The sequence below is a fragment of the Flavobacterium anhuiense genome (genome assembly GCF_004151235.1).
Lineage (GTDB): Bacteria > Bacteroidota > Bacteroidia > Flavobacteriales > Flavobacteriaceae > Flavobacterium > Flavobacterium anhuiense_A.
The window spans coordinates 259088-280387 of the sequence record NZ_JUIV01000003.1; the positions used below are offsets into that span (position 1 = coordinate 259088).

At 30.6% G+C, this 21300-nt stretch carries 21 protein-coding genes and 1 tRNA gene; 19 read left to right on the forward strand and 3 right to left on the reverse strand.

Going from position 1 to position 21300, the window contains the following annotated elements; all coding sequences use genetic code 11:
- The first annotated feature begins 73 nt into the window (after positions 1-73).
- The 5 genes from NU08_RS06655 to NU08_RS06675 all read left to right on the forward strand — a co-directional run bounded on the left by NU08_RS06655 (position 74) and on the right by NU08_RS06675 (position 5058).
- Positions 74-1156 (forward strand): sensor histidine kinase, encoded by a 1083-nt coding sequence (locus NU08_RS06655; RefSeq protein ID WP_129746392.1) that lies wholly within the window; start codon positions 74-76, stop codon positions 1154-1156.
- Entirely contained in the window at positions 1132-1845 is a 714-nt protein-coding gene (locus NU08_RS06660) for a LytR/AlgR family response regulator transcription factor (RefSeq protein ID WP_129746393.1), read from the forward strand. Before NU08_RS06655 ends, NU08_RS06660 begins: the two co-directional genes overlap by 25 nt.
- Positions 1846-2082: 237 nt before the next feature.
- Positions 2083-3018 carry an ABC-three component system protein gene (locus NU08_RS06665; protein WP_129746394.1) on the forward strand — a complete coding sequence of 312 codons (936 nt, stop codon included), beginning with the start codon at positions 2083-2085 and terminating at the stop codon, positions 3016-3018.
- On the forward strand, positions 3015-3257 hold the full coding sequence (locus NU08_RS06670; RefSeq protein ID WP_129746395.1) for an ABC-three component system middle component 8: 243 nt from the start codon (positions 3015-3017) through the stop codon (positions 3255-3257). The genes NU08_RS06665 and NU08_RS06670 overlap by 4 nt, the downstream gene beginning before the upstream one ends.
- Positions 3244-5058 carry a DUF2326 domain-containing protein gene (locus NU08_RS06675; RefSeq protein WP_129746396.1) on the forward strand — a complete coding sequence of 605 codons (1815 nt, stop codon included), beginning with the start codon at positions 3244-3246 and terminating at the stop codon, positions 5056-5058. Before NU08_RS06670 ends, NU08_RS06675 begins: the two co-directional genes overlap by 14 nt.
- A 77-nt stretch (positions 5059-5135) precedes the next feature.
- Here NU08_RS06675 and NU08_RS06680 read toward each other — a convergent pair whose 3' ends face one another.
- Entirely contained in the window at positions 5136-5546 is a 411-nt protein-coding gene (locus NU08_RS06680; RefSeq protein ID WP_129746397.1) for a helix-turn-helix domain-containing protein, read from the reverse strand.
- 334 nt (positions 5547-5880) lie between these two features.
- Here NU08_RS06680 and NU08_RS06685 point away from each other — a divergent pair, with 334 nt between their 5' ends.
- The 14 genes from NU08_RS06685 to NU08_RS06750 all read left to right on the forward strand — a co-directional run bounded on the left by NU08_RS06685 (position 5881) and on the right by NU08_RS06750 (position 20315).
- Entirely contained in the window at positions 5881-6345 is a 465-nt protein-coding gene (locus NU08_RS06685) for a hypothetical protein (protein WP_129746398.1), read from the forward strand.
- A 450-nt stretch (positions 6346-6795) separates the two neighbouring features.
- Entirely contained in the window at positions 6796-8058 is a 1263-nt protein-coding gene (locus tag NU08_RS06690) for a tail fiber domain-containing protein (RefSeq protein WP_129746399.1), read from the forward strand.
- Between the two features lie 162 nt (positions 8059-8220).
- Positions 8221-9459, forward strand: a complete 1239-nt coding sequence (locus NU08_RS06695) for a TMEM143 family protein (protein WP_129746400.1) — start codon at positions 8221-8223, stop codon at positions 9457-9459.
- A 5-nt stretch (positions 9460-9464) separates the two neighbouring features.
- Positions 9465-9980, forward strand: a complete 516-nt coding sequence (locus tag NU08_RS06700) for a DUF2199 domain-containing protein (RefSeq protein WP_129746401.1) — start codon at positions 9465-9467, stop codon at positions 9978-9980.
- Positions 9981-10597: 617 nt separating this feature from the next.
- Positions 10598-11944: a hypothetical protein gene (locus NU08_RS06705; RefSeq protein WP_129746402.1), complete on the forward strand. Its 1347-nt coding sequence runs from the start codon at positions 10598-10600 to the stop codon at positions 11942-11944.
- Positions 11945-12332: 388 nt separating this feature from the next.
- The gene (locus NU08_RS06710; RefSeq protein WP_129746403.1) at positions 12333-12797 is read left to right on the forward strand and encodes a DUF962 domain-containing protein; all 465 of its coding nucleotides are present in this window, start codon (positions 12333-12335) and stop codon (positions 12795-12797) included.
- Between the two features lie 7 nt (positions 12798-12804).
- The gene (locus tag NU08_RS06715) at positions 12805-13671 is read left to right on the forward strand and encodes a class I SAM-dependent methyltransferase (protein ID WP_129746404.1); all 867 of its coding nucleotides are present in this window, start codon (positions 12805-12807) and stop codon (positions 13669-13671) included.
- Positions 13672-13829: 158 nt separating this feature from the next.
- Positions 13830-15674: a TlpA disulfide reductase family protein gene (locus tag NU08_RS06720; RefSeq protein WP_129746405.1), complete on the forward strand. Its 1845-nt coding sequence runs from the start codon at positions 13830-13832 to the stop codon at positions 15672-15674.
- 119 nt (positions 15675-15793) lie between these two features.
- Complete coding sequence (locus NU08_RS06725) at positions 15794-16486, forward strand: hypothetical protein (protein WP_129746406.1); 693 nt, start codon at positions 15794-15796, stop codon at positions 16484-16486.
- A 198-nt stretch (positions 16487-16684) separates the two neighbouring features.
- Complete coding sequence (locus NU08_RS06730; RefSeq protein ID WP_129746407.1) at positions 16685-16876, forward strand: hypothetical protein; 192 nt, start codon at positions 16685-16687, stop codon at positions 16874-16876.
- Between the two features lie 24 nt (positions 16877-16900).
- Entirely contained in the window at positions 16901-17503 is a 603-nt protein-coding gene (locus NU08_RS06735) for a hypothetical protein (protein WP_129746408.1), read from the forward strand.
- A gap of 23 nt (positions 17504-17526) precedes the next feature.
- Positions 17527-18078: a GNAT family N-acetyltransferase gene (locus NU08_RS06740; RefSeq protein WP_129746409.1), complete on the forward strand. Its 552-nt coding sequence runs from the start codon at positions 17527-17529 to the stop codon at positions 18076-18078.
- A 298-nt stretch (positions 18079-18376) separates the two neighbouring features.
- Positions 18377-19270 carry a hypothetical protein gene (locus NU08_RS06745; protein ID WP_129746410.1) on the forward strand — a complete coding sequence of 298 codons (894 nt, stop codon included), beginning with the start codon at positions 18377-18379 and terminating at the stop codon, positions 19268-19270.
- 151 nt (positions 19271-19421) lie between these two features.
- Positions 19422-20315, forward strand: a complete 894-nt coding sequence (locus NU08_RS06750) for a hypothetical protein (protein ID WP_129746411.1) — start codon at positions 19422-19424, stop codon at positions 20313-20315.
- 241 nt (positions 20316-20556) lie between these two features.
- On the opposite strand, the gene NU08_RS06755 is transcribed toward NU08_RS06750, so the two are convergent.
- Together NU08_RS06755 and NU08_RS06760 are read right to left on the reverse strand one after the other, a co-directional pair.
- Positions 20557-20630: transfer RNA gene (locus NU08_RS06755), tRNA-Arg, on the reverse strand.
- Between the two features lie 78 nt (positions 20631-20708).
- Positions 20709-21158, reverse strand: a complete 450-nt coding sequence (locus tag NU08_RS06760) for a GatB/YqeY domain-containing protein (RefSeq protein WP_129746412.1) — start codon at positions 21156-21158, stop codon at positions 20709-20711.
- Between the last annotated feature and the right edge of the window lie 142 nt (positions 21159-21300).

A 21300-nucleotide genomic window follows, 5' to 3' on the forward strand; every position in this document is an offset into this window, starting at 1 on the left:
TATTAAAAAGATTTATAGAAACTCAGATCAAAAATAATGGAGAAGCCCTTATTTTAACAGCAATTTTATACCAATGGCGTATGATTTATACGAATGGCGTTGGTATAAATTATTCCTGATAAATGCTTACAAACTATACGATTATATTATTTTTGCCGCTATGACAATTGCAAAAATCTACCAGAATTTTTTTCTGCGAAACTTAATCGTAAATACTCTTGTTTATTTGGTCATTCTGGCCTGTATTTACGACGAAATAAAACTCAACGGACATAGCTGGTCTTATATTCTCAGCAAAATTGCCATGGGGTATTTCCCTTGCATTGTTTGGATTACGGTTTTTAACATCTGCATCATCAACCCTTTTTTATTTCACAAAAGATTTAAAATCTTTTTTACGCTTCTTGCGGTCTATTGGACTGGTTTTTACTTTTTTATGAATTGGTTTTTTCCGCTTGTCGGATTAGGAAATTTAAAAGCGCTTCAGATTGTATCATTGATCATAAACGGCTGTTTTTTCTATTTTCTGCACATTGTGATTACCAAAAAAATGAGTCAGGCCGATAAAGATATTATGAATTTCAAATCGGAACTTTCGTTTTTAAAACAGCAGCTGAATCCGCATTTTTTATTGAATGCCATGAATAATCTTTACGGAGAAGCATTAGCAGAACCAGAAAAAGTTCCAGATCGAATACTGAATCTTTCAGATTTGCTGCGCTATCAGATAGAAGCTTCCAAAAAAGATTTTGTCTTAATGCAGGAAGAAATTGCGTTTATTAAAAAATATATCGAATACTACACTTTTAGAAACGAAAGACTGGCTGTAACGCAAAAAATAGAAGGTGTTCATGACCAAATCGAGATTCCGCCTTTGTTCTTTTTGCCTTTGGTAGAAAATGCGGTGAAGTTTTCGGCCGAAACTGCTGAGCCTTTTATTGATTTAGATTTAAAAGTAAATTGCCGAAATTTGTCTTTTACCATAAAAAACAATTATCTCGATTCGGGATCGCGCCTTTCTAGCACGGGAATCGGAATTGAAAACCTAAAAAGACGTCTGGAAGTATACCGTTTAAAACACGATTTAAGCTGTAAAAAAGACAAAAACATGTTTATCGTAAAATTGAATATATGGCACTTACCTACCGCTGTCTAATAGTTGATGACGAATCGCCGGCGCACAAAGCCTTGATTTCGCACATCTCCAAATTTGACGAACTGGAACATTCCGGAAGCGCTTTTAATGGTATGGAAGCCATAAAACTGCTCAATGAAAACCAATACGATATTATTTTTCTTGACATTAATATGCCTGTAATTTCGGGTGTAGAATTAATGGAACTCCAGCCCAAACGTCCAATCACGATTGTAACAACAGCTTATTCTGATTTTGCGCTTTCGGCTTACCAAAACGATGCAATCGATTATTTGATGAAACCTATTTCATTTGATAAATTCTCAAAAGCAATCGAAAAAGCCAAAACGTATCATTCTGGAAATAATCTTAAAAAAGAAAACACCGACGACGAAAAAGTCCTTTCTTATCGCTCGAACGGACAAGTAATTGAAACGCCTCTTTCGGATATTTTATATATCGAAAGTCTGGGCAATTACATGAAATTGTACAATTGCAAACTAAAATCTCCAATTGTCATTTACGGTTCGCTCGCGAGCATAAGTGCCGAAATTGACTGTGCACATTTCGTACAAGTTCACAGATCTTATATTGTAAATACAACTAAAATTTCTGCTGTTACGACCAAAAACCTTACGATGTCTAATGGCGATACTATTCCTGTGGGAAGAAAGTATCAGATTTTATTGAACAATCTTCCAATTAGATAATTTGTCAATTTAGATAATCAGATAATTTTTGAAAAGCTCAACCTATTTTGGTTGGGCTTTTTTGTTTTTAATTAGATTGCAAAATGCGTAGAAGTACTTGGTGTTGAGTTTTTATTTATTGGTATAATTGCTTGAAACTATTTTTATTTTTTAAATTTATAAAATTCCAAGCGAAATATAATTAAAAAATCTTATATATTTGGCGTAATTTTCTTAATAAATTTATTTGCTTTTTATATGGATTATAGGTTAGAATTATTGGATGATTCTCAGTTTGAGAATTTAGTAAACAAAATTTGTCAAGATATATTAGGGTTAGGTGTTATTTCTTTTTCTAGTGGAAAGGATGGCGGGAGAGATGGGAAATTTAATGGCACAGCAAATAAATATCCTTCTCTCAAAGATTGTTGGAAAGGAAAATTCATAATTCAAGCAAAGCATACTTCAAACTCGATTGCCTCTTGCTCTGACTCAGATTTTAAAAAAACTATTGACATTGAAATTGAAAAAATAAAAAAATTAATCTTAGCAGGCGACATAGATTGTTATATTTTATTTACTAACAGAAAATATCCAGCAATTGAGGGAGAGCGTTTAGTAAAAAAAATTCAAAATGAAACTGGGCTTAAAAATGTAGCAATAATTGGTAAAGAAACACTTAATGACCTATATATAAATTCTAATAAAAATCTCATTAAAGACTTTCGATTAGACTTGAATCATATACCTTTCGATTTTTCAGAACAAGAAATTAAAGATATTATAGTCGAATTCAATAAGGAATTACCGAAAATAACACATAATATAATTACAGAAGTAAATAGGATAAAGTTTGATTTTGACAGAATAAAAATAGAAGAAAAAAATAAAAAAAATGACTTAAGTAATGAATACTATGAAAATGAAATTTTGAACCATTCTTTACAAGATTTTGAGAAAATAGAGTCTTTTCTTAGTGACCCTAGAAATGATGATTTAAAAAATCAATATTTTGATATTGCATCTGAGTTAAGAAATTTAATTCAAATAAAAAGAACTAACTTTGCCTCATTTGAAGAAATATTTGTTTATATATTTAAACAAATATCAGACGGAAATCAGATAAAAGGTAAAAGACATATATTCACTTTATTGCATTATATGTATTACGAATGCCTAATAGGGATTAAATGATTAAACCAGACAGACACACCAATCCAAAATATTCTATTTTGAATATAAGTACAATTATACTATTGGAACTAAACTCTTTTTATGCTATTCAATATGATAATTTACTAAATAAAATTACTGCAATACTTGGTGACGAGGCAAAAACAAACTTCCCTTATGCACTAAATTTCTTATATTTATTAGGAAAACTCAATTACGAACAAGAAACTGACTCTTTTAAAGCAAATGAAGTTAAGTAAACTCTATAGCAATGACAATCGATTCAAAAATATTACATTTAATCTAAATGGCTTAAATGTAGTATATGCAGATGTATTAACTGATCTAAAAGAAAAAAAAAATTCACATGATTTAGGCAAAACTAAACTAGCAGAATTGATTGATTATCTATTAATAAAGCAAATTGATAAAAATCATTTCTTACTAAAAATAAAAGACGAAAAAGGAACTTCAATTTTTATCAATTATATTTTTTATTTAGAAATACAATTAAATGATGGGCGTTTTTTAACAATTAAAAGATCGATTGCAAGTCATTCAAAAGCTTCTTTTAGTATCAGTAACCAAAAAAATGATGGTTATACACCTCCATCTATTTGGCAGTTTGAAGATCTTGGTAATGATGCTGCCAAAAAACAATTAGCAGAATTTTTGAAATTTGATTTTTTTAAAAATAAACCATACGATTATAGAAAAGCAATAAATTATTGTATCCGTATGCAACCAGACTATGAAGATGTTTATCGATTATCAAAGTTTAAAGGAGGAAAAGATATAGATTGGAAACCTTTTATGTTTGACCTATTAGGATTTGATGGTGAAGTATTAAGAAAAAAATATCAAAATGACACTGAGCAAGAAAAAATTGAAACCGAAATCAAGCAACTGAAAAAAGATTTTTCTGTTAATGAAGCAGATCGAGATGAAATTATTGCTCAAATAAGTCTTCAAAATAACAAAACAGAAGAAGCTAGACAAAGAATTGATCAATTAAATTTTTATGAAGAAGATCAGAGCTTAATGCAACTTGGAATTGATGAGATTGAAAATAAAATTTCAAAACTTAATACTTTTTCATATAATTTAAGTTTCGATATTAACAAACTTAAGGGCTCAATCAAAAACAACTTTGCTTTTGACTTAAATAAAGTTGAAAAAGTTTTTAAAGAATCTAAAATCTATTTTGCAGATGATCTGAAAAAGGATTATCAAGATCTTATTAATTTTAACAAAGAGCTAACAAAAGATAGAAATCGATTACTCAATAAAACATTAAAAAATAAAAGCGAAGAACTTCAAAAAATCAATACCGAACTTCAAGAACTTAATAGCAAAAAAGAAGACCTACTTAGCTTCTTAACAGATACAGATACATTTCGTAAATTAAAAGAATACCAGAAGGAGTTAGCAAAATTAGAATCTGATTTAATTCAATTAAAAGAACGCTTAAAAATTATCGATTTGATAATAAATAAAGATGAAGCTAAAGAATCACTAAAAAATGACATTGAAAGCACTATAAAGCAGATTCGAAATTTTAGTAATAATACCGAAAAAAATGAAAAATATAAGAGAATTCGTGACTTATTCTCTAAATATTTTCTTTATGTAATGAACGAAGACACGTATATTTCATGGTCTATAAATAGTAATAACAATGTTGATTTTAAACCTCCAATAGTAAAGACTAAAGATCTTTTATCCAAAGACACTGCGAAAGATGAAGGACGAACTTATAGAAAAATATTGTGTGTGGTGTTTGATCTTGCAATTTTAGTTGCATATAATATTGAATCTTATTTCCGATTCGTTTATCATGATGACGTTTTATCACAGCAGGACAATGGTATTAAGATTCGATTATTAAATTTAATTAGCGACATTACTAAAAGCAATGATATTCAATACATACTATCAGTAATTAAATCAGATCTTCCCATAAATGCAAATGATGAATTAGTTTATTTTGATAAAAGCAACATCGTTTTAGAACTTAATGATCGCAATGAAACGGGGACTTTATTTGGCTTTGAATTTTAATAAAAATTTATTTTTCAAAAAAAGAGACTTTTTACACAAAAGTCTCTTTTTGGTTTTATACAATATTTTATAAAATCCTATTTCTCTTTAAGCAACTTTTCCAAATAAGAAATCTTCTCTTTTTCAGATTCCAATAAACGCTCATAAAGTTTCTTATTTTCATCATAAGCTTCAATCAGCTTTTCGATTGGATTAAATGTTGGGTGAAATTGAAATAAAGCAGAATTATCATGATTCGTAACTGTGTTGCCAATAATATTAAAAACGGCTTCATCACTAAAATTCTTGATAGTTTCTACAGAAACTCCTAAAGCTTCAGCAATTCTATTTAGCTTTTCGTCATCAATGTTTTCAGTTCCTTCAAGAGTAGAGATATATTGCTGGCTCATGCCAAGAGCAATAGCAAGTGCTTCCTGCTTCATGTCTCTAAGCTCTCTAATTCGGCTAATATTTCTCCCAATATGTTTTGGTTTTGTTGCTGTGCTCATAATTCAAAGATATTTAAAATTCTTTAAAGTTTTTTATTTCAATACAATACCTTTCTATCCAACAAAAGTATCATTTTTCGCACAACAAAAAAAGCTTCACCGTTTCGTTTTTGCACTAAATCTAAATACAATACAAAAAACTCACATCTTAAGTATTTACAGGGATTTCAAATTTCTGAAAGCATTATTTTTATTTGTTTTAAATCTATAGCAATTGCTGTAATTTATGATTTTGTTAATTCTTTTCTTAAAAAAAATGTCAAACTAAGAAACTTTTCTTACTTAATTCTTTAAATTCGCCGCACAACCAAACCACTAAGCTGTTTATAAACCAATGACCATTTTTAATTTCTTTAAAAGATCTACTGTAAAATGCCCGAGATGTCTTGGAAAAAGATTTGTTGATTGGGATGATATCCGCCGTTTAAACCGACAATTGAAATGGGTTCCTGCGCCATGCGCCTATTGCGATGCAACGGGAAGAGTCCCCAAAGAATTGCTTTCTAAAGTTTCTGTAGATTGCATGTATCTCACAATCGATTTGCCAGAATCTGTAATAGAAAAAATAAAAGAAGGCGATCTAGAAACAATCGAAAAAGGAAAACAACGCGAACTTTTTGTAGATCACCTTATACAATACGCAGAGCATCATTACGTTACTCAAAATCTCGATGCAGAAAGTATTGCTAACCTATACTTAAATACCGAAGCAGAAAAAGCTCCTTATGCCGTAACCAGAGAAGAATTAATAAAATATATTCAAGGCGTAATCGAACTCAAAAAAACGGTATTACAATAATCTTTGCACCCCAATTACTCAAAATCTTTGACCGTTTACAAAAACAGGTAAAAACACCTATAGCCACGCTATTATTTTGTTCTAATATTGCTGTGAATAATTTTTAGTTTAGGCAAGTTTTTCTAATAGAAAGCTTTTTAATTTTTTGTCACTTTTTTTTTGGAACAGAAAGTGGGATTTCAAATCGCTGGTACCGATTGGAAATTTCACTTTTTTTTTGCCATCTTGACGAAAGAAAGATAACCCTCATAAATTCCGCAACGATCCTATCAAAAACCCTAAAAATACACTTCTACAAAGTTATAAAACCTCAATTCTGTCCTATTGTAATACAAACAAGACTTTTAGAGGGAATTAAAAATAGAGCCTCTTTTTACTTTTGCAGCCGCTCATTTATCTTCGAGAAAATCTGATAAATGGATAAAAACAAGTAAAAAGTAAAAAAAGAGAATGAGAAAAATTATACTTATGCTGACATTAATTCAAAGCGGATTCGTGATGGCACAGACAGAAACTGAAAAAGTGGTAACCCCAAACGGGAAAAAAGTAAAAGTTTACACAAATCCAGTCACTACTGTTGACAATGGTTTAACCAGAACTGACGGAAATGTACAATTGGGCGGAGATTTAACAAAGCCTACTTTAATAAAAACAACTTCTGAAAATCCCTTAGCCATTGGAGGTTTACAAAACGGAACTTTAACAGATCAATTGTTAACTACAGATGCTAACGGCGTTTTAAGGAAAATATCTAATGGTAATTGGTGGAATACTAATGGAAACACAGGAACAATTGCAGGAACAAATTTTATTGGAACAACTGACGATCAGGACTTAGTTTTTAAGCGACAAGGCTATGTAATTGGAAGATTAACATCATCAAACATCTCTTTTGGATCTAGTAGCCTAACATATAATACTACTGGTGATCAAAACTCAGCCTTTGGAAGAACTGCCTTATTAAATAATACAACTGGGAGCAATAATACTGCCTTAGGCGCAGGAGCACTTGCGCGTAATACCGTAGGGGAAAAAAATACTGCTGTAGGAGTTAGTGCATTACCATTAAGTAACTCTGCCAATAGAAATGTTGCTGTAGGAGAAGCTGTTTTTGGCTCACTTTTAACAGGAAATAATAATATTGCTTTAGGCTTTGGTAGTGGAAGATATTTTGGAGATAACGCAGCAACTAATCTTCTAGATAATAGTACCGAAAGCATGTTTATTGGAGCAGAATCACGAGCTTTACTCAATGGATCAAAAAATGAAATTGTTATTGGGTATAATGCAAGAGGAAAAGGCTCAAATACAGTAACGATTGGTAATAGCCAGATAACTGAAATCGGCGGTTATGCACCTTGGTCAAATTATTCTGATTCTCGTTTAAAAAAGAATATCGTTAGCAGTACATACGGTTTAGATTTTATAAATAAATTACGTCCTGTGCTTTATAACATGAAAACAGGAACCACAGAATTACAATCTGGTTTTATTGCTCAGGAAGTAGAAAGTGCGGCAAATAGTATTGGTTATAAATTCAGCGGAATTGTAAAACCACAAAGTGATACTGATTTTTATAGTTTGCGTTATTCAGATTTTGTCGTGCCATTAGTAAAATCAGTGCAAGAGCTGAAAAAACAGTTGGAAGAGAAAGAAGAGAGAATTTTAGATCTTGAAAATCGTTTGCTAAAATTAGAGCAAAAACTTAAATAGTAATTGAAAGGAAGCATTTAGCTTCCTTTTTTATTTTCAACTATTTTATTTTTAAAAAATCCAACCTTTGCTACTTTGCTACTCTGCACCTTTGCTCCTCGAAAAAAAGCAGTATTTTTGCATTTCTGTAAACGCCACGAAATTAAAAGCCCAGAAATCGATATGACACGAGAACATTATATTCCGTTTAATAAAGAATTTTTACTCGAACAGCAAATTACCGCTTTTGCTAATGACCCTAAAAAAGTAGATGGTTTTAAGAAACTTTTCGAAATAATCGAACACTATTATCATTACGAATCTTTTAACTTAAACCGAAATCTAAAGCAAAACTATGCACTTTATGATCCTGATTTAAGTGAGAAAGAACGAGAACAGTTTATCAATAAAAGCGATTTTCCAGTTTTTAAAGAAACACTACTGAAAGTCCTTGAACGTGGTAATTACTACAGAATTAATCAAAAAGCTTTAAACGATGCTTTCAACGAATCTGATTTAATTGGACTGAATCTTTCTATCGACTTTAATGCTTTTAAAGATTTTGAACTTTATGCACGCGGGCATCATAAAGCAAAAGAAAAGGTCAAAAAATATTTTTTTTGGACCAAAGAAGTTGAAATTGAATATTATGACCGTGTCTTAATTTACCTCAATTATAGCGAAGCAGATTACCTAAAAGAAAAGAAAGTCAAATTAGGTAAAATGCCAATCGATCCAGGTTCAATTGCCTTAAAAATATTCAAACGTGTACCTAAAAACGATCTCGAAACCATTTTCCCAAATGCTATTCCTAAAATGTCTCTTAAGGATAAATTGCTGCTTTGGGTACCGGGTGTTTTTGGCGGACTTTCGTTATTAAGTGCCAAGGTGATTCCGGCCCTGATCAATATGTATGAAGCTTATCAAACAGGTGAAACAATCGATTTGCTTAACAGCAAAACTTCTTTAAATCAGGGTTTAATTGCACTTGGAATTTTAGGAGCATATTGCTTTCGTCAATACAATAACTTCATAAATAAGAAAATCAGATATTCTAAAACACTTTCAGACAGTTTGTATTTTAAGAATCTTGGAAACAATAGTGGCGCCTTCTACTCTCTTCTAAATTCTTCTGAAGAAGAAGCTTTAAAAGAGACCATTTTGGCTTATACTTTTTTACACGAAAGTGAAGATTCATTAACAGCCGAAGAACTGGACAATCAAATTGAATCTTGGTTTAAAACCAAACTAAATACCGATTTGGATTTTGATGTGAATGATGCTTTATTGAAATTAAAAAGCATTGGTCTGGGAATAGAAACTAACGGAAAATGGAATGTGATTCCACTTAATGAAGCGCTTATTGCAATTGACGACTTGTGGGATAATGTTTTTAAATATAATCAGAAAGCCAAATCTTAAGAAAAATGAATACTTACAAATGTTCTTGTTGCGGAGAAGTTTTTGACCAAATGCCTTTGTGTTTTGGAAATGAATTTCCTGCTTATTATTTTACCATTACGCCAGAAGAAAGAGAACAAAGAATTGAATACGGAGGAAGCTGGTGTTATGTCGATGAAGAGCACTTTTTTCACAGAGGAAGATTGACAATTCCGATAATTGATTACCACGAAGATTTGGTTTTTAATGTCTGGACCACGATAAGCGAAGATAATTTCTGTCTTCGAATGGATTTGTGGGAAGATCCCAATAGAATTAGCCAAGAACCATATTTTGGCTGGATGCAGACTAATATCCCAACTTATGGCGAAACTTTATCTCTAAAAACAATTGCTATTGAGCAAAGCTTAGGGTTAATTCCAGAAATAAAAATGATTGAAGAAAATCATCCTCTAACTTTAGATCAAGAAAACGGAATTACATTAGAAAAAGTCATTTCGATTGTAGATGAAATAATGAAAATACAGCACGGCAAAAGCTAAAAGAAATTTTCTGTAAGTCATCAAGATTAGAAAAAAGAACAACACCTTCCATTTGATTGCACACAATTTATTTCTTTTGTTTGATTTGTTCTAAAGTATCTCACGGAGCTTGATCACAAATTCTATTCAACCAAAACCACTTTCTTTAAAGATCTTCAGTTTGCATCAATTGCAGTATTTTCACTTGGAAATTCATATCTCATTATAAACGATTTCCACTTATTTGATTCCAATTTTCCAATACACACTTACTTTTGAGTTCATAGAAACAATAGCAGAATTTCTATACTGCCCTACACATTTAACTATTCTTTTGCGTTGACAGATAATTATGTCATTACTATTTGCCTATGTAATTGTGGAAATTAAGCCATTAACCTATTGAATTTATTCTGTTAAAATCTATTTTGTATCTCTGGAAAACCTTTAAAACCAAGACAACTCTTCTTTTTATTAAAAAACGAAACAAGCATTTGTCTTATTTTATTACAACTAAAACTTTTTAAGGCTAAAATCTGATTATAACGCAACTAATTTAGCTTGATTTTATGAGAAAATTCAATCAACTCATAAACAACTCAGATTAAAGTATAACAAATCTTTTAAAACAACTTAAAATGAAAAAAATTACCTTGGTGCTCTTATTGATCCAGAGTGCATTTATGATGGCACAAACAAAAACTGTAGTGACTCAATATGGTGAAAAAGTTACTATAAGCCCCTATTCAAACAATGGTTTAACGGCCACAGGAGGCTACATACAGCTTGGCGGTACTTTAATACAAAATACTACCATACAAGCCACTCCGTCTGCTACTCTAGCTTTACTAGGATTGCAAGCAGGAGCATCTACAGACAAGATTTTAGTAGCTGATCCAACAACTGGCGTTTTAAAATTAGTAGATAGATCTACTTTTGGTGACAATCTTGGCAATCATACTGCTACACAAGATTTAGCAATGGAAGGTAACAATATTAATAACGCAGCAAATATTACAGCTACAGCAAAAACAACTACAGCAACTGCTCAAATTACAACTGGTGCTGGAGCTGGTAAAATTGCTGTGTCTGATGCAACAGGTAATGTAACTTGGACAGATCCTGCAACTATCAGTGTAGCAGGTGACAATCTAGGTAATCATACTGCTACACAAGATTTAGAAATGAGCGGCAAGAATATTAATAATGCAGAAAATATTACAGCTACAGCAAAAACAACTACAGCAACTGCTCAAATTACAACTGGTGCTGGAGCTGGTAGAATCGCTGTTTCTGATGCAGCAGGTAATGTAACTTGGACAGATCCTTCATCTATTAGCGTAGCAGGAGACAACCTTGGTAATCATACTGCTACACAAGATTTAGCAATGGAAGGTAACAATATTAATAACGCAGCAAATATTACAGCTACAGCAAAAACAACTACAGCAACTGCTCAAATTACAACTGGTGCTGGAGCTGGTAAAATTGCTGTGTCTGATGCAACAGGTAATGTAACTTGGACAGATCCTGCAACTATCAGTGTAGCAGGTGACAATCTAGGTAATCATACTGCTACACAAGATTTAGCAATGAGTGGCAAGAATATTGATAATGCAGCGAATATTACTGCTACAGCAAAAACAACTACAGCAACTGCTCAAATTACAACTGGAGCTGGAGCTGGTAAAATTGCCGTTTCTGATGCAACAGGTAATGTAACTTGGACAGATCCTGCAACTATTCAAACTATTACATCAGAAATAGTAATTGATGAATTTAATGTGACAACAGATGGAACGGATACTTTTACATTAAGCAAAACACCAACTTCGACTGCCAAATTATTATTCCATATAAATGGTGTTTGCATTTCTACAGCGGCGATTTCTTTAAATGGTAATACTGTGACGTATACTCCTGCTAATAATGCTTCATATGCATTAATGACAGATGATCTAATAAGAATCACCTATTTAAAATAATAGCTTCTCTAAAATCTATCAATACTCCGATCTATTGATTAGTCCTTAATAATCGATACGGATTATTAGACAGATATATTTAATTAAACACCTGCAAGAGCTTTTTTTGCAGGTGTTTTTCTTTAAAATTCTTATCTATTCTTTGTTTTGTCAATTCATTTGAGCAGGAGTTAGCTTATAATTATAATAAGTATCTTACCAAAATTTAAATAACATGGATTTATCTCTTTTTCCATAATTATGCCTTTGTATACCGCTATTTCAGGACAAGACATACAATTTCATAAAAAAAGCCATTTCGATTGCAGATAAAATAATGAAAACAAAGCGCGGTAAAAGCTAAAAGAAAATTTATTAGATTTACGCTACTAACTATAAAACCGCCCAAATGAGAACATTAGATCAATGGTTTGCAGAATATGCCGTAAGTCATAAAAACCCAAAAAACAAGACAATACATTATGTTTGTGTGCCTGCTATTTTCTTTTCAATAGTTGGATTATTTATGAGTATTCCGAGCTCGACAATCTCAAATACATTAAAACTAAACGCTCCAATTATCGAAAATTGGGCTTTTGTTGTACTCCTTTTTGTTCTGCTATTTTATATCAGATTATCTCTTGCAATGGCGGTTAAAATTGCTGTTTTTTCTATTCTTTGTTTAGTTGTAAATTATTACATCGGTCAGTTTGTTCCGTTGTGGGCATTCTCTATTGGCGTTTTTGTATTGGCTTGGATTGGACAATTTTATGGACATAATATTGAAGGTAAAAAACCTTCCTTCTTAAAAGATCTACAGTTTTTATTAATTGGACCAGCTTGGGTTGTAGAAAATTTGTTTTCGAGAAAATAGAATTAAAATGAAAGCGGAAAAAACAAGCAGAACGGCACAATACATGGCGTTCTTTCGAGCATTGGAAACACAATGTAAAAAAAGGTTGTTTTCAGATCCTTATGCCATTCATTTCATAGATTCAAAATTGAGATTGGCCGTTCGTTTATACAAATATCCAATTATCAGAAAATATATTAATAATACTATACAGAAAAAAATTCCTGGAGCTTTGTCTTCTGGAATTGCCAGAACAAAATATATTGATGATTTACTTGAAAATGCTATTTCAAATGGCGTAAAACAAGTTATAATTTTAGGTGCTGGTTTCGACACGAGAGCGGTACGCCTTGATTTTCTAAAAGATATTCCTGTAATAGAAATTGATCATCCTAATACTTCGAAGTTTAAAGCCGAAGTTTATAAAAATAGAATAGGGCAAATTCCTCAGAACATCCGTTTTCTTCAAATTGATTTTAACAAACAAAATTTAGATCAATTAGCATTAGAAAACAATCTGGATTTTTCTAAACCAACTACAATTATTTGGGAAGGTGTAACAAATTATCTTACCGAAGATGCTGTAAAAAATACCTTTTCATATATCGCTAAATTTGCTGCTAACAGTCATATTATTTTTACGTATGTACATAAAAATATAATCTTAAATCCAGAATCTTTTTTAGGTGGCAAAAAACTTCTGGAAGATTTAGAAAACCTTGAAGAACATTGGACATTTGGTTTTCTTCCCGAAGAACTACCAAATTATTTAAATCAGTTTGATATTGCACTTTTAGAAGATTTAGGAGCTAATGAATATCGTGAAAAGTTTCTGCCAAGCCGTTCTGAAAATGGATATGAATTTTATAGATCTGCAATTGGTATAAAAAAATAAACAGCTATTAAAAAGTATACAGACAGTATATAATCAGCAAAATAACTCCATAGATTTTTGCTAATATTTTCTTAATAAAAAAACAACAGACGATATAATTTCTACATTTATGCTTCGTTAATCAATTAAGAAAATATCAATCAAAAAACCAAAAACAAATGAAAAAAACCATTATTTTACTGCTGTTTTCAGTTATTAATATTGCTTTTGCTCAATCTGGAAAGATCTATTTAAAAAATGCAAAATTCAACATGGGTAAACCTAATACTTATGTTTATGAACCTCCTCAAGGTCTTGCAATAGAAGATAATGCTAAAGCAAATTTTCTCTATATTACCCCTAATGATTTTTCTTCTGACGTAAGTCCGCTGAAAAAAAGTGGAAAACGTTATGAATTTACAGCAAAAGTTCCTGATTCTGTTAGAGTGATCCTAGTAACAATAAACGATTCACAAAAAATTGCAGATAGCAATAATGAAAAAGGTTATTCTGTTCTTTTAAAGACACAAAATGATATTGAATTAGGAAAAAGTCTGATAGACGAAATTTATGTCAGAAGTAATGGAGGCTACTTTTTTAGATTAAAATCAGATCCAAAAAGAGAAGATTTAATTACTGAATATGATGTCATATTTGCAAAATATCCGAAATTAAGAGATGATATCGTTTCTTTAGAATATTTATACACTAAAAAGTCTCTCAACAGAGAACAAGGAACAAAAGATCTTCTAGATTTTGCTGATAAATGTGTAAAACGAAATAGTGAAGAATATTTGACTACAGCTTATTATATCTATAGTTCAAATAATGACACTCAAGATAAAGCAACAAAATTGAGAAAGGAAATTTCAGAAAAGTATCCTGCAAATAGAATTGATAAAATGGATTTTATTCGAAATTTCTATGATCAGCCTGATAAAACCGAAGCTTCTATTTTAAAAAGTCTTAATACTTTTAAGACAAAATATCCTAACGATAATTCTAAGAGGTCTCTAAACTATTTTTATTCAAATTTATTAACGATATATCTAAATAAAGGAGATTTAAAAAAAGCGATAGAAATAGAACCCTATATAAACACACCGGCAGACTCCTATAATAATTTTGCTTGGGGCCAATCTGGTGGTGATTTAACAATGCCTGTAAAAGATATTGATTTTGCTACAAAAGTTTCTAAACGATCTTTAGACATTCTCGAAGCAAAACGAAAAGAATGCTTTACTCCTGATTATAATGATAAATTTAACATGTTTGCTGATACTTATGCACTTCTGCTTTATAAACAAGGCAAATATGAGGAAGCTTTTAAATACCAAAGCGGAGTCAAAGCGCTTAACGGGTTGGACGCTGGAGGAAAAGAACGCTATTTAGCAATGCTGGGCAAAGTAAAAAGTAAAGACGAAGTAAAAGCTTATATTGAAGATGAAATTGGTAAAGGCAACACATCACCGGCATTTCTTGCTAAACTAAAAGAAATTTACATTGAGAAGAAACTACCTATGGCTGAATATGATGCTATTCAGCAAAAAACAGAATTATTAGCACAGGAAAACAAAAACAAAGATCTTCTTGAAAAATTTGGAACTAAAAATGCCACTGATTTTACCTTGAAAAATCTAGAAGGAAAAGACACAAAACTTTCAGATTATAAAGGAAAAGTAGTTGTTCTTGATTTCTGGGCAACTTGGTGCGGGCCATGCAAAGCTTCTTTTCCAAAAATGCAACATTTAGTGACTAAATACAAAGATAAAGATGTTGCTTTCTTGTTTGTAAATACTTGGGAAAATGGTAAAGAGGACGACGTACTTAAAAAAGTTACTTCGTATATAACTGAGAAAAAATTCGACTTCAACGTCGTTTTCGATTCAAAAACAGAGGTTGTTACCAATTACAAAATACAAGCGATACCAACACGTATTGTAATTGATAAAACCGGTAATATTCTTGCTTATGACAACTCTAATACTGATCTTGGAGCAATTATCGATGAACAGTTAAAATAAAATCGAGCTTTAGCTAATTAAAAACTAACTAAAAGGACAAAGATATCTTTTGTCCTTTTTTTATGATTAAAATATACTTAAAATATTTTTATATTAGCATAATAAACCTAATCTATAAAATGAGAAAAATCTTCGTATTGATTGTTTCTGGAATTTTACTTTCAGCTTGCAAACAAACAGACAACAAAAACATTTCTGGCAAACAAGAAATAAAGAAAGACAGTGCCAAAGTTGAAAACTCATCGCAAACAGTAAAATCGGATTTGGGATTATTCGAACAATTTTCTAAAAATAAAAATGAAGTTATCCTTAAATTAAAATCGATTCCCAATAAAGAAGCTGCTAATGCATTGTATGAGAAATATTATGAAGAAAATAATATTTTGCTGGGACAGATCGAAGAAAAAGAATCAGGTGTATTAGATAAATTCTACAATGAAGAGGAAAAAGCTAAAAGAGAAGTGAAACTTTTAGGCGAAAAACTTTCAAGACATCAGTTAGAGTATTTTGAAATTGGAGAAGGGTATGTTGAAATTGAGACGCTACCTGATTTCTATTATAAAATCTTCAAAGATTATGTAACAAGCGATTACAAAGATTATTTGTATCTGAAAAGTGAAGAAAACAAAACGCTTTATTCTGCAGACGCTGGACTTGTAATCTCTTTTAAAGATCTAGGCGAGAGAGTAATTTCTTGGGAAAATTTCATGACCAAATATCCTAATTCAAAATTGATTGCATCTGTAAAAGAAGAATACAAAAATTACCAAATGGATTATTTAGTTGGTCAAAACAATACGCCAACAGCCTAAAGAGCAACAGATGAAAAATATATTTACCCAGAAAACATTCAAGAATTTAACCGATTCATGAAAAAATATCCAAAAAGTCCAACAGTTCCTCTAATTAACTTGTTTATGGAGAACTTTAAAAGCGAAAACGTTTTTGATTTACTAAGAGCTGAACAGGATAAACTATAACTAAGATATTTAACAACCAACAATCTAAATATGGAAAATAAAAACCAACCTATAACATTTGTTTTTTGGATAGTAGCCATCATTTTAGGCGTAACCTTATACAAGCAATTTGATTTTAAAAATTTAAAGTTTGAGAATCCGGCAATGGCTGTTATTTATGGCATTGCCTTTTTATTTTCAGTTTATTATATCATTAAAATTTTAAAAAAAAATAAAATATAATTAATAATAAACCTCGAAAAGTTTATGAAAGAGAATTGGTTATATATCAAATCGCCAGATTGTTACGACCCCCCCTCTGTCATTCAATTTAACAATAATGACATTAATTATTTTATTATTGAAAAAAGCAACGAAGATTCTCTATTAAAAATAAAAGATGAAAATAGAAGTAAAAATTTAGCCGAAACAAAACATCAGTTAATAAACCCAAATAGGATTCGTTTTTTTGAAAAAGGAAAAATATATTACTCCTTAAGTAATGAAGAATCAATTACAGAAAATTGTATTTTCGAAAATGATTATCAAAAACTACATCCGACCGAAACAGAATTAACAGAAAATGAAATTCAAAATTTGAAATTCGAGATTAATTGGAACGGAGAAAAGACAATTGTACGTTTTAATGAAGATTTAGATCCTCTATACATACAAGAAATAAATAAGCGACTGAATAGAGAGGGACGGAAAATTCTAATAGAAAAGTTAAATGATACATTGTTTGTTTCGTTTTATGAAAATGCCGCTTTAGACAATCTACTCCCAATAAAATATGTAGACAACCAGAAGATCATTCTATATGGTTTTCCTCAAGAACCTTATGAAATAGATTGCCAAATAAGTCTGTAAAAAATTAATCAAAAAAACACAGAATGGAATTGAATTTTAAAGATTTCCCTAAACTGATTACCGAAAGATTAGTATTAAGAAATATTGAAAACACTGATGTTGCTTTAATTCATAAATTACATTCTGATGCAATTGTAAATGCGTTTGTTGGAAGAGACAATTCGTCAAGCATAAAAAATGCCGAAGAATACATAATTAAAATGCAAAATTTAATTGCGAAAAATGAATGCATTTATTGGGTTATAACGGAAAAAGGAAATAACGATCTAATTGGTTCAGTTTGTTTATGGAATTTTGATGTTGAAAATGAAATTGTAGAAATAGGATATGAAATGTTGAGTGAATTTCAAGGTAAAGGAATAATGACTGAAGCAATCAAAAAAGTAATAGAATATGCGTTTGAAAAAATAAAAGCAAAAATAATAACTGCTTTTCCGTCTTCTGACAATATCAATTCTGTATCAATATTAAAAAAAATGAACTTTGAATTGGAGAATAAAAAATATAATAATACCCATGAGAATATAAAAAATCTGGTAACTTATACTTTAAGAAATAGTCAAATTAATAACTAGACGAAAACATTAAAAATTTTTGCCCCATAAAAAAGCCTGAGAACTTAAATTCTCAGGCTTTTTTAAATTTTATAGTGACCTCGACGGTACAGAATTCGAACCTTTTATTGAAAGACTTGGAGATTTTAAATTATGTCTAATTCCATTTTGATCGTTTACGAAATAAAAATCCTATTTTTGAAAATAAAATCTATTGTTATTTGTCAGATATAACTACTTTATATAAGATATATCAGATGTACATACAAATTAATTTCAACTTTATAACGAACAGTATAAACAGAACCTAGGCTCTAAAATGAAAAATGACAATACAAAGAAATATGAATGTTGGTTTTTAATCAACCAGCATATTTTTGAAAAAGAATTTGAGGCAATTCAACAAAAAGCTATAAATGTCTTTCTTGATTTTATTTCCGATAAAAACTATGGTTTAGGTATTAATCTTTTTCGTTTTGATATTTATGTTGAACCAAATATAAATTTTGGACGACAAACTGATAGTCTTTATTCGGCTTGCGCTCACTTGTCTGCCCATATTGACAAACAACTTTTTGACAAAGTAAGCGATGATGAAAAATTGAAGTTAGTTCTTAATGCGTCTTTAATTCTAGTGAAATATTTAGAACAGAAAGTTCCTTTGCCAAAAGATTTTAATGTAAACAATTTGTATACGGACTATAAACAATATTTAAAAAAACAATCTTTGTTATTAGACCAGACTGAAACTGATCGTGCTATCATCAAATTTTTTGACACTACCCGCTTTCATTTCTTAAGGACAGAAACAGCAGAAGTAGATAAAAGCAAAATCCATTTTGACCTTAATGAAGTTCAGGATTTTATAAATAATGAGATTGCTGGCAGAACATTCGGTAAATCTGTTACTACCATAGACTTTGGATTTGAACTTTATGACTTCAATGGTGGCTTTGCAACATTTTTGAAACAAACAGAGAACTATAAAAGATACGGAACCAAATACAAAAACTATCTTGTAGTAAAACACTTTGATTATTCGGAAATAAAAAAACTTGATGAACAGCAACAATATCGATTATTGAAAGCAAAAATACTCGAAGGTATAAACGATTATGACGACTTAAAAAGAAAGCCAAAGGATTTTAATAAGGAGGGATTTTACAATATAATGCAAAACATATTGAATACCTATGAAAAACAAAAAAGTTAACGTTAATACCGAATCTAACAACATGATTATCAATATTGATAGAAATTAGTTTTGGATTTGAATGATTTGAAAAATTTCAAGAATTGGCTTAATTTAGTTCAAAACCTCTGTAGTGCTTGGAGTGCACAGTAAATAACCTAAACACTCAACAATGGGAATACTCATAATATTATTAAGTATAATTACAGGATTAATAATTTTGCATTTTGGCTTAGCATTTATTTTAATTCAAATCCGCAGACCAAAATTTAATAAAAAAGGTTATACGAAACTCGAAAAAAAACTTTTGGATATTTTTACATCTATGTTTGATCCTGATTTAGCTGAAAAAATCAAGAAGCAAATTGAATACTTCGAAAATAAGCGTAAATGGAGGCAGTACTGGGAGAAGAGTATGTCAATAGAACTATATGGAGATAAAAAAATGTCGCCTGACTTAAAATACTCAAGACAAGATGATAGTAAAATTGCAACTATTAGATTTAAAGTAAGCGAAGAAAAATACAGTATTGAATTTGATAGTTATGAGGGTAGGATTTGGGGATGGAAAATAAGACCCAATCCCAAGCGAATTCAAAAAACAGACGATATTGAAGTAATTAGTAAAAAGATTAACAATGATCCAAATGAGAAAGTTGTAATTAGTATCGAAAAAACAGAATTCAAGACGATTCCAAATTTTGATGGCGTGATTGGAGAGATTGCAAAAGTGAAACCAATTAAAACTGCGTATAATCCGTTAATTCCACAGCAAATTGAGATATTTAAACGGAAAATTGACTCATTCCTTCCACATGGTTACATACAAATCATTGAGCAAACCGAGGGCTTAGAATTTCAGGAATTTCGAATTTCAGGAATCTCTGAAATACAGAGAACAGGATTGGATGATGGAGATTATTTTCATTTAGCGGAATTTGAAGATGGTATAATTGCCATAAAAGAAAATGATAAAAACGGCGAACTTTATTTTTGCCATTTTTCGGGGCTGATTGATAAAGTGGGGACAGATTTCGACAAAATATTAAAAGAAAGAACTACATAACTACACACCAAAACAACTATTATAACGTTAATCATGATTTTGAACTTGAAATAAGCTGGAGACGAATTTAAAAATTATATTATCCGTATAATTAATGTAAAAAATAAATCCATGATGGGCTTCGAACCAAAATTCCCTTTAAATATAGGCATTTTCAAAACTAGAGAAAAGATCATCTAAATTTTCGAACCATAAAAAAGCCTGCAAAATATACACTTTGCAGGCTTTCATTTTTTTATAGTGACCCCGGAGGGGTTCGAACCCCCAACCCTCAGAGCCGAAATCTGATATTCTATCCAGTTGAACTACGAGGTCAGTTTTATTTATGATTTTAGATTATAGATTGGTGATTGAAATCTAAAATCTACAGTCTAAAATCTAATAAAATTATATTTACGAAAGTAATTTCTTTACAATTGTAGAAATGGTTTTTCCTTCAGCAGTTCCACCTAATTGAGCAGATGCTAATCCCATTACTTTACCCATTGAAGCAATTCCAGAAGCGCCTGTTTCAGCAATGATTTTTGCTACTACAGCTTCTACTTCTTCTTCACTTAATTGAGCTGGTAAAAACTTCTCGATTACAGCAACTTGAGCCAATTCTGGTTCAGCTAAATCTGGACGGTTTTGCTCTGTAAAGATTCTTGCGCTTTCTTTACGAGTTTTAACCAATCTTTGAAGTAATTTAATCTCATCATCTTCAGATAAATCTTCTTTAGATCCTGAAGCTGTTGAAGCCAATAATAATTCAGATTTAACAGCTCTTAAAGCTTCTAAAGCTACTGTATCTTTTGCTTTCATGGCGTTTTTGATTTCGTCCATGATTAGTGTTTGTAAACTCATGTTTATATTTTATTAGAATAAGCTAACGCTTATTAATTGATGTATTAATTTGACCCTTTGACTTCGCTCAGGGTGAAAATAAGATTCACTTTAAAAACCTATTTAGAAAGTCAAATTTTGAAATTCTGTGCGAAGATAAAAA